Raw genomic sequence first — 21,921 nt, 5'->3', positions numbered from 1 at the left:
GCTTATACTTTCCAATCAATTGTAGAAATTTCTTTATCTTTTAAATAGTCATTACACTTCTTAAAGACATCTGATCCAATAAAGCCTCTATGCGCTGATAAAGGAGATGGGTGTACTGTCTTTAATACTAAGTGATTGGGGTTATTCAAGTGCTTTTCATACTGTTTGGCATGTTGTCCAAACAACAAAAAACAGATTGGTTGTTTTAAAGCATTTAGTGCTTTGATGATTTCTAAAGTAAATGTTTCCCACCCCTTATTTTGATGTGATAAGGGTTTGTTTTCTTCTACTGTTAAAATCGTATTTAACAATAATACCCCTTGTTTTGCCCAACTGCTTAAGGCGCCATTATTTGACATACTATAACCAAAAGACCTTTCGATTTCTTTATAGATGTTTTTTAATGAAGGGGGTAAAGTTACGTTTTCATTTACAGAGAATGCCAACCCATTTGCTTGATTAGGGTTATGATAAGGGTCTTGTCCAATAATCACAACTTTAACTTGATTAAGCGGGGTAAGTTTAAAAGCTTGAAATAAATTGGTTTTTGGAGGATAGATAGTTTTATTACTGTATTCCGATTCTATAAAAGCGAGTAGTTCAATAAAATACGCTTTCTTTGATTCCTTTAAGTAAATATCATCAAATGTCATAGAGTACCATTACATAATCATCCATGACAAAACCTCCACCAATGTCAGATACGACTTCTTTTTCTTTGATAAATCCTAGTTTTAGATAGGCATTAATTGCACGATAGTTATGCTTGTTTACAGTTAGATAGATTGGTTTTTGGTGTTTCTTGAGGATATCAACAAACCCTCTTAGAAGCCCTTTTCCATAGTAGGTTTTATCTAGATAGAATTTACTTAGAAATACCCGCTCGCCTACTTGTATCGCTGCAAACCCACAATTTTTATCATCCTTAACTAAGAAGTATTGATAGCCCTCATTAATTTGAGCTTTAATCGCTTCTTTTGTTAAGAATTTAGATAACATATAGTCAATTTGTTCTTGTGATAATAAATCATGGTAGGCTTCATTCCATATTGTTTTAGCCATCTTCTCGATTTTTCTAATAGCTTCTTTGGTCTCAACCAAAACAAATTGCATAAAACCCCTCCTATTCGTGATTACTTATTTGATCCCAAACGACTTTAATGATTTTAACAGCCTCATCTAACGTGTTTTTATCATGTAGGGCACTTGGCATCATTCGAATTCTTCCAAGACCTTTCGGCACAGTTGGGAAAATGATTCCTGAAACATATACTCCATTATCTAATAAAGCTTTAGAAAAAGCCATAGTTTTCGCTTCATCACCTATAATCACTGGTGTGATTGGTGTCTCGGAATGGCCAATATCAAACCCTTGTTTGACTAATGCATTTTTCAAGTGGTTAGAATTTTCCCATAATTTAGTTGTGTACTCATTTGATGATTCTAACAGTTTAATCGATTCGATAATAGCTGCACAAGCACCAGGCATCATCGAAGTTGAGAATAAGAGTGGTCTCGCCCGGTGAAGCAAGTATTCTTTCATTGCTTTACTTCCGGCTACATACCCTCCGACTACTCCAACCGCTTTAGATAATGTCCCAATAATAAAATCGACTTGGCCATGAAGCGAAAAATGATCGACAGTACCCCTTCCAGACTCACCTAATACGCCTGATCCGTGTGCGTCATCCACATAGGTTAAGGCATTGTATTTCTTAGCTAGTTTAACAATATCCGGGAGTTTCGCAATGTCACCATCCATTGAAAAGACGCCATCTGTGATGATTAATACTTGGTTATACTGACTTCTTTTTTCCAAGAGGATTCTTTCTAGGTCTTCCATATCACTGTGCTTATAGACTGCTTTATCGGCTCTTGATAGTCTTACACCATCAATGATTGAGGCATGATTAAGTTCATCTGAGATGATTAAATCGCCTTTTTCAGTTACTGCTTGAATGACCCCAATGTTGCACATATAGCCACTTTGAAATACCAAAACAGCTTCTTCACGTTTAAATCTAGCGATTACATCATCTAGTTCTTCATGAATCGCCATGTTTCCAACAATGGTTCTGACAGCGCCTGCACCAACGCCATAATAATTAATTGCTTCAATCGCTTTTTGTTTTACTTTGGGATGGCTCGCAAGTCCAAGGTAATTATTTGAACTTAAATTAATGACTTTTTTACCATTCAGTGTAATGATTGCCTCACAAGGCGTTTCATTGACGGGAAGCATTCTGTAGACACCATCTTTTTTGAGTTGTTCCACTTTTAACTCTAAATAGTTCATAAATCCTCCTTATGGAATCATGACAACTTTGCCAGATTCTCCTGAAGCCATAATTTGAAAGGCTTTTTCAAAGTCTTTCATGGAAATCACATGGGTTACAATCTTATCAAATTCGATGCGTTTTGATTCGATTAACGCAGAGACTTGTTGCCAGTTTTCATACATCTTACGTCCAGTAACACCATAAATTGTAATGCCTTTAAAGACAACATCATTGGATAAATCTATTTCTATTTTATCAGGAGTAATCCCTAACAAAGCCATATTACCACCTTTTTTTATGTACTTAAAGCTTTGTTCAATCGCGCTCTTATGTCCGGAAAACTCAGTGACTACATCTGCACCTTTCTGATCGGTTTCCTCTAGTACACGTTTAATGACGTCTTCTGTTTTAGGATTAATCACGACATCAGCCCCAATTGATTTTGCTAGTCCAATTCGATAAGGATTAACTTCAATCGCAATAATCTTTCTAGCCCCAACTACTTTGGCGACATTAATCCCCATTAGCCCAATTGGACCACATCCAATCACAACCACATTTTTGCCAATAATATCAAAGTGCAACATGGTATGAACTGCATTACCAAGTGGTTCTAATACTGATAAATACTTAGGGTCTGTTCCACTTTGATCAATAATTAAATTGGCTTCAGGCATTTTGATCATTTCTGCAAAACAACCATCAATGTCTACACCAATGATTTTTGTGTTTTCACATATGTGACCACGTCCACTTCGACAAAATTCACACTGGCCACATACTACATGGGTCTCAGAGGAAACAATATCTCCAACTTTAACCCTTTCCACTTCTGATCCAACTTTCAATACTCTACCTGAAAACTCATGTCCCACGGTTAGAGGCGGATTCATACGATTGCTTGCCCATCGATCCCAATTATAAATATGAACATCGGTCCCACACAGTGAGGCTGATAAAACCTCTATTAAAACTTCATGACTCTTTAAATTCGTTTCTAGTGGTTTATCAATGATTTCTAAACCCTTGTCGCGTTTTGTTTTTGAAAGTGTCAACATGTTTGTTCTCCTGTTTATTTAAGCAATCTTTCTTTAACCTTGATTAACTCATCATATAGTTCTTGTGGTACTTCTCCCAAGGATTGATAATAACGATAAAGATCGTCTAACTCATCCATCCAAGCGTTTTTATCCACCTTAAACAATTCATCAAAAGCCTCATCTGTTAACTTTAGTCCTGATAAATCAAGATCTTCTTTTCTAGGCATAATTCCTATTGGGGTTTCAATGCCTTTTCTAGTACCTTCTTGTCTTTCAAAAATCCATTTTAATATGCGTGAGTTATCACCGAATCCTGGCCATAAAAATTCACCTTTATCATTTTTTCTAAACCAGTTAACGTAATAAATCTTCGGTAAATCTTCTTCCTTAGTCCCTTGTTTCATGTCAAACCAATGCTGGAAGTAATCTTTGATGTGATACCCAATGAATGGAAGCATCGCAAAAGGGTCCCTTCTAACCTTTCCAATATCATTAGAGATTTGAGCAGCTGTGATTTCCGATCCCATCATTGAACCCATGAAAACCCCGTGATTAAAATCATAAGCTTCTGTTACAAGCGGGATGGTAGAAGCCCTTCTACCGCCTACAAGGATTGCAGAGATTAAGACGCCTTCCTTGTCATCGTATTCTTTCGCCAAATTAGGTGCTTGTTCGATTGAAACTGTGAATCTTGAGTTAGGATGAGCAGCAGGCTCTCTATCCGTAATTGTCCATGGTTGTTTTTTCCAGTTCATTGCCTTAATTGGTGTCTCATCCATACCTTCCCAGTAAACATCGTTGTCTTCAGTAATCGCAACATTGGTAAAAATAGTGTTTTTTTCGATGGATTTCATCGCGTTATAGTTTGTTTTATAAGAAGTTCCTTTAGCAACACCAAAGAAACCTTTTTCCGGGTTAATTGCATAAAGTTTCCCGTCATCTTTCTTAAAAATCCACGCAATATCATCTCCAACTGTCTCCACACGCCATCCGGGAATGGTAGGCAATAACATTGCTAAGTTGGTCTTCCCACAAGCACTTGGAAATGCGCCTAAAATAAACTTAGACTTTCCCTCTGGATTGGTGAGTTTTAGTATCAACATATGTTCAGCCATAAAGCCTTCTTCTCGTCCGATTTTGGAGGCAACTCTTAGTGCTAGACACTTTTTGCCTAAAAGGGCATTTCCACCATAACCGGATCCATATGACCAAATGAGTCTTTCTTCAGGAAAGTGAGCAATGTATTTATCTTCAATTGGTGCGGATGGCCAAGGTACATCAGGTCTTCCATCTAGCGGATAACCGACGCTATGTAAACAAGGAACAAAGTCTTTTCCAGATTCAATAATATCTAGAATATGTTCACCCATACGCGTCATAATTCGCATGTTACACACAACATAAGGCGAATCAGTTAATTGAATGCCATACTGAGCGATTGTAGCACCTACAGGCCCCATCACAAATGGTATGACGTACATGGTTCTACCTTTCATAGCGCCAGAAAATAGTTTTTCCATCTTTGGTTTTAATATTTTGGGGTCAATCCAATTGTTGGTAGGACCAGCATTTTCTTCTAAAACGGATGAAATAAACGTCCGGTTCTCCACTCTTGCAACATCCGATGGATCAGAGAAGAATGCATAACTAGAAGGTCTTTTATCAGGGTTCAATCGAATCGCTTTATTTGCCCTTACTTGTTCTTCTAGTAAACGGTTGTATTCATCTTGTGAGCCATCACAAAAATGAATTCTGTCTGGTTTACAGAGATTCGCCATCTCAGTAATCCACTCATTTAACTTACGATAATCCATAATTATACCTCGTCTTTTCTTAATAATAAAAGCGTTTTCAATCACACTTTTATTATATCATTCTATAGGGTCTATTAAAACCAAAAAAAGGCACCTTTTAATAAAAGTGCCTTTTGGAAATGATCAGAAATTATTTAATTAATGATGCAAAATATTTAAGTGTTCTGATTAATTGTGCTGTGTAAGTCATTTCATTGTCATACCATGACATAACTTTAACAACTTGTTTGTCGCCTGCATTTAAGATTTGAGTTGTGTTAGCATCAAAGATAGATGATGGTGAACCAACGATGTCTGCAGACACGATAGGATCTTCAGTGTAAACTAAAGATTCGTTTGAAGCCTTCTTGAATGCTTGATTGATTTCTTCAACAGAAACTTGTTTTTTAAGTTCTACTGATAAGTCAACGATTGAACCAGTGATAGTTGGAACGCGTAATGCAGTACCATCTAATTTACCGTTTAAGTGTGGTAATACTTTACCTACAGCTTTAGCGGCACCAGTTGTTGAAGGAATGATTGAAGCTGCTGCTGCTCTACCACGACGAGTCATATAACCCTTCTTGTGTGGTTGGTCCATTAATGATTGGTCATTAGTGTAAGCATGAACTGTAGTCATGAATCCCCATTCAACGCCGAATTCTTTGTCAAGAACGTCGATCATTGGTGCTAAGCAGTTTGTAGTACATGAAGCACCTGAAATGATTGATTCTGAACCGTCTAATACGTTGTGGTTAACGTTGTAAACGATAGTCTTGATGTTTTTGGAGCTTGCTGGAGCAGAAAGAACAACTTTCTTAGCACCTGCAACTAAGTGTGCACTTGCTTTTTCTTCATCTAAGAATAAACCAGTACATTCAAGAACTACGTCGATTCCTAAATCTTTCCAAGGTAATTCTTTTGGATCTCTAACTGCAAGAATTTTTGCTTTCTTACCGTCAACTACTAGGTATTCACCTTCAACTGATACTTGACCAGGGAATCTACCTTGAGCAGTATCATACTTTAATAGATATGCAAGTTCATCTGCATTTGATAAGTCATTTAACGCTACGACTTCAAAAGCGTCGCTTTGGTGCATTAAACGGAATGCTAAACGGCCGATACGACCAAATCCATTGATTGCTACTTTAATAGCCATTGAAAAAACCCTCCTTATATTTGGTTTTTGTTTCCATTGTTATTTTATCATTTTATCCCTAAATTTCAAGGCATTTCAACTCGTTCACCCTGTATTTAAGTTATGTAAACGTTTTAATCATTGGTGATGAATGTTTCTTTAATTCTTTTTGCAAATTGATTTTCTACGTTTTTTAAAAAACGTGCTGTCTTATTCGAAATCCTAACATGAATTTTCGTTACATTATGTAAGTCTAAATGTAGTCTATCGGCAGACAGTTCACAATCATAGTTCTTTGGCTCAATAATGAATGCATGTTTTTCAGATAATACGATTGGATAAGCCATACGATGTTTTACAGTTTCAAATGGTGCAGATAATGTAAGTTGAACGGCTTTGATGTCATGATCGATAATTGCCCCACCAAGTGCATAATTATAAGCTGTTGACCCGGTTGGTGTAGAAATACAAATGCCATTACCTCTTGTGGTCATAATTAGATTGTCGTCGATGTATACATTCGCTTCCAACATTTTAAACTTACCACTAACAAACACCTCGTTCATCGCAAGCCCTTCATAGGCACCTGCCTTATAACTTAATAATGAGAATTCATTAATTTGATAATTTGTATTGAGCAGATTTAAGATATCATCCAACTCTTGAGGTAAGAATTCTGTGTAAAACCCAAGATTACCCGTGTGGATTGAGACAAATAAAACATGATCCAGAAGATGTGAGTACTTGGCTACTGCGTTTAAAACCGTTCCATCTCCACCAATGGTAAAGACGATATCAGGGTTAGTCTCATCATAATCCCCGTTGATTTTTTCCATCAACTGATCCTTTAAAAGAATGCTCTCTTGATTTTTTTTATGCAGGACTGTATACTTCAAACTATCAACTCCCATTTATAAATATATCATAGTTCTTGATATTTTGGAGTAAATAATAGATAATAGTAACGGGTGATGCTTAAATGAAAACAAATATTGAAATTGAGTTCAAGACGCCTTTAGATGAAAAGCAATATTTTGATTTATTGAACGAGTTTGAATTAGAGAATAATATCTTTAAACAAACGAACTTTTACTTTGATTCCGAAGAGTATTATTTTAGAAAAAACAAGATTGTATTAAGAGTCCGCAAAAAAGGTGAGCACTTCTACAAAATCACTTTAAAGTCACACAGCGACAAAGGTGCTTTTGAACAACACGTTTTACTAGATGAACAAGAAGCGACTGACATGATTAAAAATGGGTTTAACACAAAGGACTTTTTTGACATAGATCAAAATGTTACTTTACTAGGTACACTAGACAACTATAGAGTGTCGATTCCTTACAAAGATGGTGAACTATTTTTTGATAAAGTAGAATACTATGGCATTACTGATTACGAACTCGAATATGAAGTCGATAACTATGATGTAGGTAAAAAGTTTTTTGAAGAATTCTTAAAACACTACAACATTACACAAAAGCCTTCTATTAGAAAAAGCGAAAGAATTTATAAAACAAAAGGCATAAAAGCATAACAGGAGAAAACCTCTCCTGTTTTTTTGTAAGCGTTTAACGAAAAACAGTGGTTCAATATCTGACTTTTTGTATTATACTAGACATGGATTTACAAGGAGGCCCACATGCGTATTGAATTTGATGAGAAATTAGATTTTCAAGATGTATTGATTAGACCTAAACGTTCTACCCTATCGAGTAGAAAGGAAGTTCAACTAGAGAGAACCTACACATTCAAACATGCTTCAAAGACTTGGACTGGTGTTCCAATCATGGCAGCAAATATGGATGGTGTTGGCACATTAGAAATGGCATTATCCCTTCAGGAAAAACAATTGTTTACTTGTTTGGTCAAAAGCTACAGCGAGCGTGAAATCGCTAGTTCAATGGATAAACTAGATCCAAACCTATTCGCAGTATCGACAGGTACAAGCGAACACGACTTTAAAAATTTAACAAGTATCTTGAATCAAAATCCGAGTATAACCTTTATCTGTATTGATGTTGCAAATGGGTATAGTGAAGCCTTCGGGGAGTATGTCTCTAAAGTGAGAGCGCACTATCCAAATCATGTTATCATTGCTGGTAACGTTGTAACGGCAGATATGACTCAAGAATTAATCCTAAGAGGTGCCGATATCGTTAAAGTCGGAATTGGACCTGGTAGTGTTTGTACAACAAGAATCCAAACCGGCGTTGGGTATCCTCAATTATCTGCAATCATCGAATGTGCTGATGCAGCTCACGGGTTAGGTGCTCACATCATCTCTGATGGCGGTTGTACATGTCCTGGGGATGTCGCAAAAGCATTTGGGGCTGGGGCTGACTTCGTTATGTTAGGCGGGATGTTTGCTGGTCACATCCAAGGTGGCGGAAAAATCATTAGCGAGTTCCATGATACCCTTCAAAAAGATATGAGAACTTTTGAACCGATTTATAAAGAGATTAAATTTGTCCAATTCTATGGCATGAGTTCTTCTACTGCAATGCTCAAACATAAAGGTGAAGTTGCAGATTACAGAAGTTCAGAAGGTAGAACCGTGAAGATTCCATTTAAAGGACACGTTGAAGATACAATCAAGGATATATTAGGTGGCATTAGATCCACTTGTACCTATGTTGGTGCAAAAACCCTCAAAGACTTATCCAAATGTACTACATTCGTTAGAGTACATAGACAATACAACGATATTTATACAAGACATTAATTGTGAACTAGTTAGGTTCTCCTAACTAGTTCATTTTTTTAGAAAAAAAACTGCTATAATGAGCAGTTTATAACAGTGTAGTTAGATAGGCAATTATAGGATATAATAGCGTGTTTAGTAATAACAACACCTGATATCTTAATAATACGCGTTTATATAACTTGTTCTTCGTTTTTATAAAGATGAATAGATTAGGAATCACAAAAACAGTATATATAAAGCAAATTAGTAATAGAACAAGCTTAATATTGTCCAATCTGTATGATAGTATCAACGAAAGCATTTGATAGATATTATAAGAAACCAATGTTACAATGGTTGGTTTCTTATATTCTTCATAGGTCTTCCGATTACCTTCCCATATCACTGGAAGTGCGTTTATCGCAAAAACAAACAGTATTTCCAAGAGTAGTCCCATTTTGATTCCTCTTTTCTATAAATTAGGCTGTTATTGTGATTTTACCAAATCTAAATTTAGTGTATGAGCGGCCATGCATTACGCCATTAGTTGCCATCGTTAGACCTTTTCCACTCACGTAACCACCGTATACCACGATGGAGATCTTACATATGTTTTTGTTCTTGTTTAATCTCTTCGAAATATTTCTTGATTGCTTGTTGGTAATCGCAAGTCTCACCAGCAGGACAATCTTGACACATAACGAGTTGTCTTAAGCGTCTTGGAATAAAGACTCTAATCTCCTCGTCATTATAGCCTACTTGCATTCTCTTATCATCAATAATGATTGGTCGTTTTAAGACACTTGGATTATCGATGATGAAATCCTTAAGTTGACTAACTGACATAGACTCAACGTCTAAATCTTGATCTTTAAATACTTTCGAACGAGTTGAAATGATATCTTCAAACCCATTTTCAGCATTCTTAAGCATCAATGAGATGTCATTCGCAGTGATACGATTTGAGAATAAATTCTTCTCTTCGTAAGGCAAATGATGTTCTTCTAACCACTTTTTCGCTTTTCGACATGAAGAACAACTTGGTGTAGTAAAAATTGTAATCATTGTCTTTCCCCTTCCTTGGGCACAGGTATTAGCCTGTAGCACTTTCGTGATCAATCATTTTGATTGCTAGTTAATTATAAACGTTTTTAGAAAAAATATCAATATTCAAAAGCGGTTTCATATAATTTATCACATATTAGACCCTAAAAGGGATTATTTTCATCTTTCAATGAGTTTTTTATCATTTAATGACAATATATTGTATAATATATACTAATTATGAAAGGAATTGATAATATGCAAACATGGGATTTATCAATATTTTACCCAAATTATGATGAATGGCAGAAAGATCTTGACATATTTGAAGCTCAAATTGACAAATTCAAAGATTTTAAAGGCAAACTAGGTACGTATGAAGGCTTTAGAGATTATTTATTACTTGAAGAAGACATCGTCAAAACATTATACAAAGTTTATGCTTATGCCCATCTTGGAGCGGATTTAAATCTAAAAGACAACGAACTAGGGTCTAAATACCAATCTGTTCAACTTAAGCTTGCTAAACTAGGACAAGCTACTTCTTTCTTCTCACCAGAAGTGATTTCTGTTGGGAAAGAAAAAATCATGGAATTCGTGGAAAGAGATCCACGTTTAGTTCCATACAAGTTCGTGATGGAAAAATTATTCTTCCAACAAGAACATGTATTGTCTGATGATAACGAACGCATCATGGCGCTTCATCAACCAATTAGAAGCATTCCTACTTCAATGTATAATGCGCTAGCAGTTGGTGATAGAACCGATGAAACAGTTACTTTGTCAGACGGTCAAACCTTAAAGATTAACACATCAAACTATCGCTCAATTCTTCCTAATTTGAAGAATGCAAGTGATAGAAAAACTGTATTTGAAGCCGTATTCAAACGTTATAAAGATAATAAAAATGCATTTGCAAACCTTTATAATTTAGTACTTCAAAACTTAGCAGCATCCTATAAAGCTAGGGGATACAAATCGGCACTAGAATCAAAACTGGATTCTAATAACATTCCTGTTTCTGTATTCATGAACTTAAAAGACGTTGCTTATCAAAATGTAGACACCATCAAACGTTATATTAAACTTCGTAAAGACTATCTTGGATTAGATACATATCATACGTATGATCGTTTCTTACAACTCGCTAAGAGTGATAAGACTTATGATTATAATGAAGCTAAGAAATTATTCTTTGAATCCTTAGAAGGTCTTGATGAAGAATTTGTTAAAAATGAAAAAGCAGCATTAGATGAAGGTTATGTCGATGTTTCACCTAAAGAAGGTAAACGTACTGGGGCATATTCAAGTGGTTTTTATGGATGGCATCCATTCATTCTACTTAACCATGACAATACACTCGATAGCGTATTTACTTTAGCCCATGAAGCAGGACACTCCGCACATACAATCTTCTCCAACAACGCACAACCAATGGCTGTCGCAGATTACACAATATTTGTTGCTGAAATCGCCTCTACATTCAATGAACACTTACTAAGTGATCACTTATTAAAACAAGCAAAGACTAAAGAAGAGAAAATTGTGATTTTAGAAAATGCTATTGATGGAATCATGGCAACCTTCTTCCGTCAAACCTTATTCGCAACCTATGAATATGAAGCGAATAAACTAGTCGAACAAGGCGTACCAATTACTGAAGCTTCTTTATCTAAAATCATGGTAGACTTATATAAACATTATTATGATATCGATATTCGTGAAGAGGAAGGCAAACAATATGTTTGGGCATATATCCCTCACTTATTCCACACACCATTCTATGTCTATCAATACGCAACTTCTTACAGTGCTTCATTAAAAGTATACGATAACGTCAAGAAAGGTCTTCCAAACGCAATGGAAAACTATAAGAAGATGTTAAAGGCTGGTGGTTCAGACTATCCAGTAGAAATCGCGAAGCTTGCTGGTGCTGACTTAACGGACAAATCCACATTTGAAGCTGTAATTACACGTTTTAACTTCTTAATTGATGAATTAGAAAAAACTCTAAAACAATAACTACTAAAAAAGGTCTGGGATTTCCTAGACCTTTTTGTTTTGATAGATTACTTTGTAATATGTTTTGGTTTCATTGTATAAATACCACTTACTGGTATTGTAAACATAAACCCAATAACTTGTTTCTTAGAGTGTTCGACTATTTTTCTAACGGCCTGAACGATGTCTTCTGCTTTTTGTCCTTCAGGAACAACGGTAAAGATGGTTTTAGAATTCTTTTGTTCATCATCAAGTGAACGTTGGAAAGGTCCAGATAGTAAGAAGTTCAATCCTTCATTATCCATAATTGCACGTGCCATACCTTTAGAATCTAAAATGGTAGCGCCACGAACTTCGAGTTCCAAAAACTTTTTAAATATTTCATCTAAATAGGATAAATCGTTTAATACAATAAATAAAACTTCCATATTAGTGTCCTCCTTCTAATTCTAAATCATCTACACTGGATAATTGATCCAACTTGTCTAATCCGTTGATTTCTCCAGACTTACCAATTGCGTACTTAGCAAATACTGGTCCCATTGTTTCATATACCAATATTGATAACATAATGATGGTAGAAATCGCTGGATATAACATGTTCATTTGTGCAGAAACAATGACTAATAACCCGATTGATATACCACCTTGAGGTAATAAAGCAATCCCTAAATACTTTCTAACGGTATCTGGTGATTTCATGATGATTGCCCCAACCATTATACCAATAATTTTACCAAATCCTCTTGCAAAAATATAGACTACCGCGATTAAAATCAACAATGTGTCTGATTTTAAAATCGCTAAATCTAGACTTGCACCTGCTAATGTGAAGAACAATACATAGAATGGTGTAGATAAGTCATTGATTGCAGAGAATGAGTTATTTGGACGTTTAGCAAAGTTTGCTAGGGAAGTCCCAATCATGATATTCATTAATAATTGTGAGAATGCAATCCCATAATCATGTAAATAATGGTTTACAATCGAAGATAATCCAATTGAGAATAAGACAGTTAATAATGCCAGTATTTGAATATCATCTCTTACTTTGTCGAATTTATTTGCTAATTTAGAGAGTACATATCCGATCAATGCTCCAAGTATAACTGACCCAAACACTTCAATGAATGGTTTAGAGAACATTAGCCAAGATGGTTGACTTATGCCTTGTGGAACTAAAATGGTTGCGAATGAGATAAAGAATCCAAAGACAACAATCCCATATATATCATCAAGTGCAGTGACTGGTAGAATGGTCTTAGTGACAGGACCGTAAGCTCTATATTGACGAATGACCATCATTGTAGCTGCTGGCGCAGTTGCCGCAGACATTGACGCTAAGATTAAACCAAATGCGATATTCTTGTTTGAGAAGGGTAAGTATGAACTCATGATGTAATCTGGTTTAGGTAAGAACAACATCGCTAGGAATACTACAAGCACCGCACCGATAACTTCGAATGTAGTTAATACGATTACCGATTTACCCATCTTCTTAATGGACTTAATTGCAAATTCACTACCAATTGAGAAGGCAATGAATGCTAACGCAATTTCACTGATAAATCCTAGTGACTTACTATCAGCAGGTGTGATAAACCCTTCATATCCTTTAAAGATCAATCCTAGGGATGGCCCTAAAAGTAGACCTAATACTAGATACCCACTGACGTTAGGTAGTTTAAATTTTCTGGCCAATAATGCACCAACAAATCCAATAGCTAATACAATAGCTAGTTTAAAAATTAAAACATAAACATCCATATAAACACCCCTTAAAAATAATAAAAAAAACGCATAACTTACTTACACGCTTAATTACTCCTATGAGGTTAGCTGACGGGTTCAGGACATTAAGTATCCTTACAAATATGATTCACCCCTAATAATTGGTTCCCCCACTCCAAACGATTCGGAGACATAACAGCCAAATTATATCATAATGAAACGCTTTGTCAACCAAAGAAACGGTTTTCTTTGACAAAAGCGTTTTACTATATTAAAATATCAATATACGTTGAGATAGAATAGTACTAATTATGAGTATGCCAAGAGAGAGGGGATGGTGGGAACCCTTTATATGACTAGTTAGGAATGGGCCTATTGAGTAATAGCTTGTCGGCTTAAAGACACATTAAGAGGGCTATGGAAACATAGAACTAAGGTGGTACCGCGATTATGTCGTCCTTAGAATTAAGGGCGTTTTTTTATTATTATAGGAGGATTTAATATGAAAAGACTAGTATCTGGAATCCAGCCATCTGGAAGCATCACTTTAGGTAATTACCTAGGGGCTATCAAACAATTTATCGCTTTACAGGAGGAATTAACTGACACAGAATTCTTTATTTTTATCGCTGATTTACATGCGATTACAGTTACACAAGATAAAACTCAACTAAGAAAGAGTATCCGAAGTTTAGCAGCAATCTATTTAGCTTGTGGACTAGATCCAGAAAAAGTTAATCTCTTTGTTCAATCTGAAGTCATAGAACACAACCAATTAGGCTACATAATGGAATCTACCGTTTACGTACCTGAACTGGAACGTATGACTCAATACAAAGACAAGAAACTTAAACAACAAGCAGGTATTAAGTCCAATCTACTAACCTATCCAGCATTAATGGCTGCCGATATTCTTCTTTATGATGCAGATATCGTTCCTGTTGGAGAAGACCAAAAACAACATCTAGAACTCACCAGGGATTTAGCCATTAGATTTAACTCTCAACATGGGGATACTTTCAAAGTACCAGAACCATTAACACCAAAAATAGGTGGAAAGATTATGTCTTTACAAGACCCTCATAAGAAAATGAGTAAATCAGATGAAAACCCTAAAGGCGTTATCTTCTTATTAGATGACTTAAACGTTATCAAAAACAAGATAAAATCCGCTGTAACAGATAGCGATACAAGAATCGTATACGATGTTGAAAATAAACCTGGCATCTCCAACTTGTTATCGATTTATTCGATCATCACTGGTCAATCCATTTCTGAAATTGAAAAGACGTATGCAAACTCAAACTATGCAGAGTTCAAAGCCAATTTGGCAGAAAAACTCGTCGAATACATCAGACCCATCCAAGAACGTTATCAAACATTACTCGCCTCACCTGAACTAGATTTGGTTCTAGATAAGGGTAGAGATAACGCAAGACATATTGCCTATAGAAAGATTCAAAAAGTTTATAAGCGACTAGGACTTGGCAGAATTAAATAGTAAATAATCCCTTAGATAAGACATTTAACAGTCCTCTAAGGGATTTTTTTATTGTGTTGCACTTGTTATACTAAACTATCAAAAAAAACTAGCTCAGATTTGAGCCCCTCTTTGTAAACCTCTACAAACTATAATTATTTGTAGTGTCTACATTAAGGGGATCATATCAGATGAGCTAGTTATCGTTTAATTTCCATGTAGTTAATGTCTGCTACAGATTCTCCATCCATTTGTAAGAAGGTATTAGATTCATAAGAAACTTTAACCTCTTTACACGGAATAATCTTTACGTATCTCTTAAACATTACATGCCAACCTAAGTAGATGGTTGGGAATATTAAGAATAGTAAGATCCTTGGAATTCTATGAATGATCATCATCTCTAAAATATCATCTTCGCGTTTTGATTTTGGTGAGAACTTCATTCCTCCACCCATATAACAACTATTAGCTGCTAATGCAAACCATACTTTGTTATAGGTTTTTTCAACGCCATCAATCGTAATAACGGCTTTTCTTGGTTTAAATGTTAAGAAGCATTTCAAAGCAGTTTTAAAATAATTGACCGCAGTCTTCTTCTTAGTGCTCGTGTTGACATAGTGACACACCATCGCATCCACGCCCATACCAGTCCCATTTAAGAATAGTGATTCTTTTCCGCTAAAGGTGACTTTAGGTAAGTCTTTGATATATGGTGTGATTTCAATTAAGTGTTCCTTGGATTTGAGGCTTCTAATGAAGTCATTCCCTGTTCCGGCTTTTAACACATAAATTGGCTGGTTAACATCAATGTCTCTAATTGAGTTTACTAGGTGATGAAGTGTTCCATCTCCACCAACGATAATTATTCTGTCCTCTTTACTAACCGCAGTCAAAAAATCTTTGACAGATACAATTTCAAATATGTTATGAATTTGAACCTGATTCCCTAAATTTAGTAAATATTTTTGAAGATCTAAGACCGTTTCTTTACTCTTACCATTTCTTGAAAGTGGATTATAGAGAATGATATCCATGGGCACCTCCTAAAGAATTTCGACTAATGCAAACTTCTTCTTCCCTCTTCTTATAATAACATATTTGTCAAAGTATGCTTCATTTTTAGTGATAACAAAATCAAAATCTGTGACTTTAAGTTCATTAACCATGACAGCACCACTCTTAACAAATTCACGGGCTTCACGTTTTGAACTTGCGAGTTTTGTTTCAACAAGCGCATCTAGGATATTGATAGATTCTGATTCAATACTATCTAATCCTTTCTTTGCCATTTGTAATTCTTCTAAAGATAGTTTTGAAAACTCACCTGAGAAAAGAGAGTCCGTAACATTAAGTGCGTTTGCCAGTTTGGTTTCACCATGAACCAGTAACACAACTTCATAAGCCAGTCTCTTCTGAGCAATACGTTTTTCAGGTTCTTTAGTAGTCTCTTCCATAAGGGCTTCGATTTCCTCTTTAGACAACAAAGTTAACATCTTTAAGTACGTTAAGATATCATCATCGGATGTATTTAGGAAGTATTGGTATAGTTCATATGGGCTAGTTAATGCTTCATCTAACCAAAGTGCACCCGATTCGCTCTTGCCAAACTTCGTTCCATCTGATTTAAGTAATAATGGTGAACTCATGGCTACAGCATCGTGTTTTTCACCAACCGTTTTTCTAATTAGTTCTAGACCAGTTGTAATGTTACCCCATTGGTCAGATCCACCAAATTGAATCTTACAATCCATATTTTGATATAGATGTAACCAGTCGATGGCTTGAATTAACATATAAGAAAACTCAGTATAGGAAATACCAGTTTCTAATCTAGCTTGGACAGTTTCCTTAGATAACATATAGTTGATATTAAAGTTCTTACCAAAATCCCTTAAAAATGAAATCATATCAATCTTTGAAATCCATTCATGGTTGTTAACAAAGATTGCATCTTTTTGGAATTTAGATAATTGGACCTTAATCTTCTCAGCGTTCGCAAGTGACTCATCTAGTGTTAGAAGCTTGCGTTCTGATGTTTGTCTTGGATCCCCAATTAAACCTGTTGCCCCACCAATTAACACAACTGGTTTGTGTCCATGTTTAGCGAGTAACATGATTCTAATAATTTGGACTAAATGTCCGACGGTTAAAGACATCCCTGTTGGGTCAAACCCGCAATAGAAATGTACTTTATCATTATCAAGCAATGCTTTTGCTTTTTCTTCATTTGAGACGTCTTTAATAAATCCACGCCACTTTAATTGTTCGTATAAACTCATTGTTTTTCTCCTTTATTTATAAAAAAACGTCCTTAAAAAAATCTAAGGACGAATAATCGCGGTACCACCTTAGTTCTAGACAATCGTCCAGCACTCTAATTTGATGATCTCAGAAAGTGTATTTCCATAACTGTTTGCTTTGTTTTCACCAACCACAAAGTCTCTTCATTCATAACGTGTTACTTTAGTTAATCTTTCGTCATCGATCGATTTATAATGATTCTCTTCTTACAATGTAGTGTGGCAACACAACTTGTAGCGAATCTGGTGTTTCTTTATTCATTAGTTTAGTTAATAATCTCATCGCTACTGCCCCAATATCATATACTGGAATATCAATAGATGTCATTGTAGGTCTTGATAAAATACCATATTTAGTATTTTGGAAGCCTGCAACAACCACTTGACCTGGAACCGTACGACCGGATTCATTGGCAATATTCATAAATGATACAGCGATAGAATCACGCACCCCAATGGCACCGTCAATAACCTTATCACTAAAGAAATTTGCAAAATGTTGTCTGTTTACTGAGGTATTCCCAGATGTTCTGAAGATTTTTGGTTCTAAACCAGATTCTTTCATAGCATTTGAATACCCAAGTTCTTTTTGATCATTAACTGAATATTTACGAACAGTTGATAAAAGATAAATGTTCTTCTTACCTTGTTCAACCATTAATTTAGTAATTTCATACCCAGCTTTTTCATAATCGATGGATACGGAAGGAACGGTTTTATCATCGTAAATAACGTTAGCTAAAACAAATGGGATTTCATTTCTTTCCAATGTTTCTTTAGTAGCTTTCATTTGATTGCTATCAAGTTCATCATTTAAAAGTAATAATCCATCTACTTGTTCCGCAACGATGTCGTTTAGCAAATCTTCCATATTTGCATTTTCATGAGCAGAGAATAACTTAATTGAATAGCTATATTTCATCGCAATATCAGAAATACCACCAAGCATTTCTGCTACGCTGGCTCTAGTAATGTCTGAAATTAATACGCCTACAGTTGTTGTTTTTCTACTTGCAAGGCCCCTAGCAATCGCATTTGGACGATAACCTAGTTCCTTGATAACTTTTAATACTCTATCTCGTGTGTCTGGTTTAACCTTTTCTGGATTATTCAAAACACGTGAAACCGTTGCTAATGACACTCTTGCCGCTAGTGCTACTTCGTAAATTGTCACTTTTGTGCTCATTATCTCAACTCCTCATAACACATTAATTATATCACTTCGTGTAAAGGCTTTCAACTGATTTATGAAAAATTTTCATATTTGAAGTGATTGTGAACTCCTCGTAATTTAAAAGAAAAAACCGGCACGATTCGTACCGGTTTCAACTCTTTAAAATGTTCTTTTTTCTTTGATACGTGCAGCTTTAGTTGAAAGCGTGCGGATGTAGTTAAGTTTAGCTCTACGAACTTTACCACTACGAGCAACTTCTAGACGATCGATAGATGGACTATTCACTGGGAATGTTCTTTCTACTCCTACGCCATAGGAAATCTTACGAACTGTGAAAGTTTCACTGATACCGCCACCTTGACGTTTAATTACCAATCCTTCAAATAATTGGATACGTTCGCGGTTACCTTCTTTAATTTTTACATACACTTTAACTGTATCACCAGGAAAGAAAGCAGGTACTTCCTTCATGTATGCGCTCGTAAGCTCTTGGATCAATTGTTGACCTTTAGCTCTTGCCATATTTTCTTCACTCCTAATCTTCCAGTGTTCATAAAGGATTCTCTAGCGGACCACTGTGCTTTACCGATTAACGGCATTTTGTATTATATCATAGATATATATTTGCTTCAAGTGTTTTTGCGTAAAATCGCTTGCTCTATTTTGACAATATTGAAATACATATCTGAAATAAACTCTATTCTTCTTCAAGCTCTATTTTGATTTGTGCTAAAAGCTTCATATCTTCTTTCGATAATTCGTACTTTTCTAGTAAGTCTTTACGCTTGATGTAGGTTTGTTTCAATGCTTCATAATGGCGCCATTTAGCAATTTCCTGGTGATTTCCATTTCTTAAAACTTCAGGAACTTCATGGCCTTTATAAGTTGCAGGTTTTGTATAGTGAGGGTGTTCTAAAAGCCCATTTGAGAACGAATCGTTTTCATGAGATTCTTTTTTGATAACATCCTCTTGAAGTCTTACAATTGCGTCTGTCATAATCAACGCAGGAAGTTCTCCCCCAGTTAATACATAATCCCCAACGGATACTTCTTCATCCACATAATGATAAATGCGTTCATCAAATCCTTCATAATGGCCAGCCAAGATGATGATATGATCCAATTTTGAGAAGTCTTCTGCCATCTTTTGATTGAAGGTTTTGCCTCTTGGAGAGGTAATAATCACTTTGGTGTTTTCTTTTTTTAATGCCTTTAACGCTTCATATAATGGTGGAAATTGTAGTAACATTCCAGCACCACCACCATAAGGCGTGTCGTCCACTTTTTTATGTTTTGATAAACTATAATCCCTTAAATCAAATACATTAACTTCTGCTAAACCTAGTCCTAAAGCACGGCGCATAATGGATTCATTCAGTGCGCTTTTTACCATGTCAGGGAAAATGGTTATAATGTCTATTTTCACAATAATCCCTCAATTTCCTCTATGATAATTACATCACTAATATCCTTAACAAATGCACCAACAAATGGCACTAAAGTCATTTTGGTTTCTGTTTTAATTTGTAATAAATGTCCTTGTGGGACTTCAATTATATCATTGACTACCCCAACCTTTTGGTTGTGTTGGTTATAGACTAATAGACCAATCAAATCTTGATAATGATACTCATCTTCATGTAGTGTTGGCGCCTCATCTGTAAAGATGGATAACCCTTTGTATTTTTCAACTAAATTGATGTCATCAAGCCCATCAAACTTCACAATCAAATAATCGTTGGTTTCTCTTACGGACTTAATTAGCAGTTCAATTCGTTCATTCTTATAGTCAATATAAACGACTTTTCCTTTAACAAAACGATCAAAGTCGCTATCTGTTTTGATTTTTAGTTCACCACGTATCCCGTGTGTGTTTGCGATTCTACCGATTTCATAACTCATTTTTATCACCACCTACATTATACATGAATACGAAAAAAAAAGAGACTACTCTCTTCTTTAAAATGCATCAATGTCAATTTTTACGTGCTTGCCTTCTTTAGAAGCACCAGCATAAACAATTGTACGAATGGCTGAGGCAATCTTTCCGCCCTTGCCAATGACACGTCCTAGGTCTTCCTGATTAACAAGAATCTGAATAGCTAAGTCCGATCCATCATCCGCAAGTGTTTTAACAAGTACATCCTCAGGGTGAAGCACCAATGGCGTAACGATATTTTTGATAAGTAAATCATAATTAATAGCCATTTTTACGAATCCCCCTTTGGTATTATTTGTCTAAAATTGAATATTTCTTAAATAAGCTTCTAACTGTTTCAGTAGGTTTTGCGCCATTTTCAATCCATTTAGCTGCTTTTTCTTTATCGATGTTTACGACAGCAGGTGATTTAACTGGATCATATGTACCGATGATTTCTAAGAAACGTCCATCTCTTGGTGATGTAGCGTTTGTAGCAACTACGCGGTAAAATGGGTTTTTGTTTGAACCAAAACGTTGTAATCTAATTTTAACCATATTTTTTTCACTCCTTTGTATCTACTACTATTATACTCAGTAAGTTTTTCTTGTCAAGTATTTTTCCTTTACACTTCGAAAATAACTTGTTGTGCTTCCAAAAGGCTCTTCTCAAATTTGCTGACGCCTTTCATTTTTTCTAATGAAACTTTGATTTCTTTTTCCTTAGACTTATCAAAGTATATGGTTGCATACTTACCTTTTTGAGAATGGTAAGTCACATTAACATCTAACTCTTTAATTCTTTTAACGACTTCTGCGTTTTTAATATATACAATATATGATATGCGGTTAACCTGCATGACAACTGCTCTCCTTTAAGAAGCCCAACTCATTTGGGGCTTTTACATGAGATGATACAATCGAAGCTAATACCCTAGAAAGATCATCAAGATCGGCTTGAATTTTTTGTTCAAGCGATAAGTACTTCTTCACTTCTTCTTTTTCAAAGAGGGTCTTTTTAGCACTTGCAAGTTCTAAAACTGTCTTTTTGAAGTCCGGGTGATACTGTCCACCAAGAACTTGTATTTCACCAAACTTAGAATTCGCTATTTGATATGCTTTTGACTCTTCTTTAAAGTTTTCTTCTATATGTTTCTTCAATCTTAATAACTCAGTGAAGTCAGGACTTCTTTTGATCTCGTCTGCTACTTCATAAGCTTTAAGTAATATTTCCGTTCTATTCAAATAAATCACCTAATATTAATATACGTTTTTTTTAGTGTTTTGTCAAAATAAGTCTCCTCATTAGAAATTATGTTATAATTAACACG

At 35.4% G+C, this 21,921-nt stretch carries 25 protein-coding genes, 1 riboswitch and 1 other annotated feature; of the genes, 4 read left to right on the top strand and 21 right to left on the bottom strand.

What is annotated here, in order from left to right; genetic code table 11:
* Positions 1-2: 2 nt before the first annotated feature.
* From JN09_RS03835 to JN09_RS03805, 7 genes are all read right to left on the bottom strand, one after another.
* A complete protein-coding gene (locus tag JN09_RS03835; RefSeq protein ID WP_204432862.1) occupies positions 3-653 on the bottom strand; it encodes a uracil-DNA glycosylase in 651 nt (216 codons plus the stop codon).
* On the bottom strand, positions 643-1,113 hold the full coding sequence (locus tag JN09_RS03830; RefSeq protein ID WP_204432860.1) for a GNAT family N-acetyltransferase: 471 nt from the start codon (positions 1,111-1,113) through the stop codon (positions 643-645). Before JN09_RS03830 ends, JN09_RS03835 begins: the two co-directional genes overlap by 11 nt.
* Before the next feature lie 10 nt (positions 1,114-1,123).
* Complete coding sequence (locus JN09_RS03825; protein ID WP_204432855.1) at positions 1,124-2,296, bottom strand: glycine C-acetyltransferase; 1,173 nt, start codon at positions 2,294-2,296, stop codon at positions 1,124-1,126.
* Between the two features lie 9 nt (positions 2,297-2,305).
* Positions 2,306-3,337 carry an L-threonine 3-dehydrogenase gene (gene tdh / locus JN09_RS03820; protein ID WP_204432854.1) on the bottom strand — a complete coding sequence of 344 codons (1,032 nt, stop codon included), beginning with the start codon at positions 3,335-3,337 and terminating at the stop codon, positions 2,306-2,308.
* Between the two features lie 14 nt (positions 3,338-3,351).
* Positions 3,352-5,133 (bottom strand): phosphoenolpyruvate carboxykinase (GTP), encoded by a 1,782-nt coding sequence (locus tag JN09_RS03815; protein WP_204432853.1) that lies wholly within the window; start codon positions 5,131-5,133, stop codon positions 3,352-3,354.
* A gap of 130 nt (positions 5,134-5,263) precedes the next feature.
* Positions 5,264-6,274 carry a type I glyceraldehyde-3-phosphate dehydrogenase gene (gene gap, locus JN09_RS03810; RefSeq protein ID WP_204432852.1) on the bottom strand — a complete coding sequence of 337 codons (1,011 nt, stop codon included), beginning with the start codon at positions 6,272-6,274 and terminating at the stop codon, positions 5,264-5,266.
* 113 nt (positions 6,275-6,387) lie between these two features.
* Positions 6,388-7,089, bottom strand: a complete 702-nt coding sequence (locus tag JN09_RS03805) for an NAD(+)/NADH kinase (protein ID WP_204432846.1) — start codon at positions 7,087-7,089, stop codon at positions 6,388-6,390.
* Positions 7,090-7,232: 143 nt separating this feature from the next.
* Between JN09_RS03805 and JN09_RS03800 the strand changes: the two genes are divergently transcribed.
* Together JN09_RS03800 and JN09_RS03795 are read left to right on the top strand one after the other, a co-directional pair.
* Positions 7,233-7,790 (top strand): CYTH domain-containing protein, encoded by a 558-nt coding sequence (locus JN09_RS03800; protein WP_204432844.1) that lies wholly within the window; start codon positions 7,233-7,235, stop codon positions 7,788-7,790.
* Between the two features lie 105 nt (positions 7,791-7,895).
* The gene (locus JN09_RS03795) at positions 7,896-8,978 is read left to right on the top strand and encodes a GMP reductase (RefSeq protein ID WP_204432842.1); all 1,083 of its coding nucleotides are present in this window, start codon (positions 7,896-7,898) and stop codon (positions 8,976-8,978) included.
* Between the two features lie 67 nt (positions 8,979-9,045).
* On the opposite strand, the gene JN09_RS03790 is transcribed toward JN09_RS03795, so the two are convergent.
* Positions 9,046-9,396 carry a hypothetical protein gene (locus JN09_RS03790; protein ID WP_204432840.1) on the bottom strand — a complete coding sequence of 117 codons (351 nt, stop codon included), beginning with the start codon at positions 9,394-9,396 and terminating at the stop codon, positions 9,046-9,048.
* A 146-nt stretch (positions 9,397-9,542) separates the two neighbouring features.
* Positions 9,543-10,004, bottom strand: coding sequence for a transcriptional regulator Spx (gene spx, locus JN09_RS03785; RefSeq protein ID WP_204432838.1), 462 nt, complete (start codon positions 10,002-10,004; stop codon positions 9,543-9,545).
* Between the two features lie 219 nt (positions 10,005-10,223).
* Between spx and pepF the strand changes: the two genes are divergently transcribed.
* Positions 10,224-12,005, top strand: a complete 1,782-nt coding sequence (pepF, locus tag JN09_RS03780; RefSeq protein ID WP_204432836.1) for an oligoendopeptidase F — start codon at positions 10,224-10,226, stop codon at positions 12,003-12,005.
* 47 nt (positions 12,006-12,052) lie between these two features.
* Here the strand turns inward: pepF and JN09_RS03775 are convergent, their stop codons facing one another.
* Positions 12,053-12,412 (bottom strand): P-II family nitrogen regulator, encoded by a 360-nt coding sequence (locus JN09_RS03775; protein WP_204432830.1) that lies wholly within the window; start codon positions 12,410-12,412, stop codon positions 12,053-12,055.
* A gap of 1 nt (position 12,413) precedes the next feature.
* Entirely contained in the window at positions 12,414-13,751 is a 1,338-nt protein-coding gene (locus JN09_RS03770) for a cation:proton antiporter (RefSeq protein WP_204432827.1), read from the bottom strand.
* A gap of 42 nt (positions 13,752-13,793) precedes the next feature.
* A riboswitch (cyclic di-AMP (ydaO/yuaA leader) is annotated at positions 13,794-13,915 on the bottom strand.
* Between the two features lie 80 nt (positions 13,916-13,995).
* Positions 13,996-14,179 (top strand) — a binding site (T-box leader).
* A gap of 38 nt (positions 14,180-14,217) precedes the next feature.
* On the opposite strand from JN09_RS03770, the gene trpS reads away from it, so the two are divergent.
* A complete protein-coding gene (gene trpS / locus JN09_RS03765; protein ID WP_204432822.1) occupies positions 14,218-15,216 on the top strand; it encodes a tryptophan--tRNA ligase in 999 nt (332 codons plus the stop codon).
* 179 nt (positions 15,217-15,395) lie between these two features.
* On the opposite strand, the gene JN09_RS03760 is transcribed toward trpS, so the two are convergent.
* The 10 genes from JN09_RS03760 to JN09_RS03715 form a co-directional block, all read right to left on the bottom strand.
* Entirely contained in the window at positions 15,396-16,232 is an 837-nt protein-coding gene (locus tag JN09_RS03760; protein ID WP_204432820.1) for a diacylglycerol/lipid kinase family protein, read from the bottom strand.
* Positions 16,233-16,241: 9 nt separating this feature from the next.
* A complete protein-coding gene (gene tyrS, locus JN09_RS03755) occupies positions 16,242-17,477 on the bottom strand; it encodes a tyrosine--tRNA ligase (RefSeq protein ID WP_204432819.1) in 1,236 nt (411 codons plus the stop codon).
* 211 nt (positions 17,478-17,688) lie between these two features.
* Positions 17,689-18,684: a LacI family DNA-binding transcriptional regulator gene (locus JN09_RS03750; RefSeq protein ID WP_204432817.1), complete on the bottom strand. Its 996-nt coding sequence runs from the start codon at positions 18,682-18,684 to the stop codon at positions 17,689-17,691.
* Positions 18,685-18,831: 147 nt separating this feature from the next.
* Positions 18,832-19,194, bottom strand: a complete 363-nt coding sequence (rplS, locus tag JN09_RS03745; RefSeq protein WP_204432815.1) for a 50S ribosomal protein L19 — start codon at positions 19,192-19,194, stop codon at positions 18,832-18,834.
* Between the two features lie 175 nt (positions 19,195-19,369).
* Positions 19,370-20,098 carry a tRNA (guanosine(37)-N1)-methyltransferase TrmD gene (gene trmD, locus JN09_RS03740; RefSeq protein ID WP_204432814.1) on the bottom strand — a complete coding sequence of 243 codons (729 nt, stop codon included), beginning with the start codon at positions 20,096-20,098 and terminating at the stop codon, positions 19,370-19,372.
* Positions 20,095-20,574 (bottom strand): ribosome maturation factor RimM, encoded by a 480-nt coding sequence (gene rimM, locus JN09_RS03735; RefSeq protein ID WP_204432813.1) that lies wholly within the window; start codon positions 20,572-20,574, stop codon positions 20,095-20,097. Before rimM ends, trmD begins: the two co-directional genes overlap by 4 nt.
* A 57-nt stretch (positions 20,575-20,631) precedes the next feature.
* A complete protein-coding gene (locus JN09_RS03730; RefSeq protein ID WP_204432812.1) occupies positions 20,632-20,880 on the bottom strand; it encodes a KH domain-containing protein in 249 nt (82 codons plus the stop codon).
* 22 nt (positions 20,881-20,902) lie between these two features.
* A complete protein-coding gene (gene rpsP / locus JN09_RS03725) occupies positions 20,903-21,148 on the bottom strand; it encodes a 30S ribosomal protein S16 (protein WP_204432811.1) in 246 nt (81 codons plus the stop codon).
* A gap of 68 nt (positions 21,149-21,216) precedes the next feature.
* A complete protein-coding gene (locus JN09_RS03720; RefSeq protein ID WP_204432804.1) occupies positions 21,217-21,450 on the bottom strand; it encodes a DUF2129 domain-containing protein in 234 nt (77 codons plus the stop codon).
* Positions 21,440-21,835, bottom strand: a complete 396-nt coding sequence (locus JN09_RS03715) for a YlbF/YmcA family competence regulator (protein ID WP_204432799.1) — start codon at positions 21,833-21,835, stop codon at positions 21,440-21,442. The genes JN09_RS03720 and JN09_RS03715 overlap by 11 nt, the downstream gene beginning before the upstream one ends.
* Positions 21,836-21,921 lie beyond the last annotated feature (86 nt).

This window comes from Paracholeplasma morum (assembly GCF_016907055.1).
Classification (GTDB): domain Bacteria; phylum Bacillota_I; class Bacilli_A; order Acholeplasmatales; family UBA5453; genus Paracholeplasma; species Paracholeplasma morum.
The sequence above is the reverse complement of the archived record's forward strand: the minus strand, read 5'-3'. Positions and strand labels throughout refer to the sequence as shown.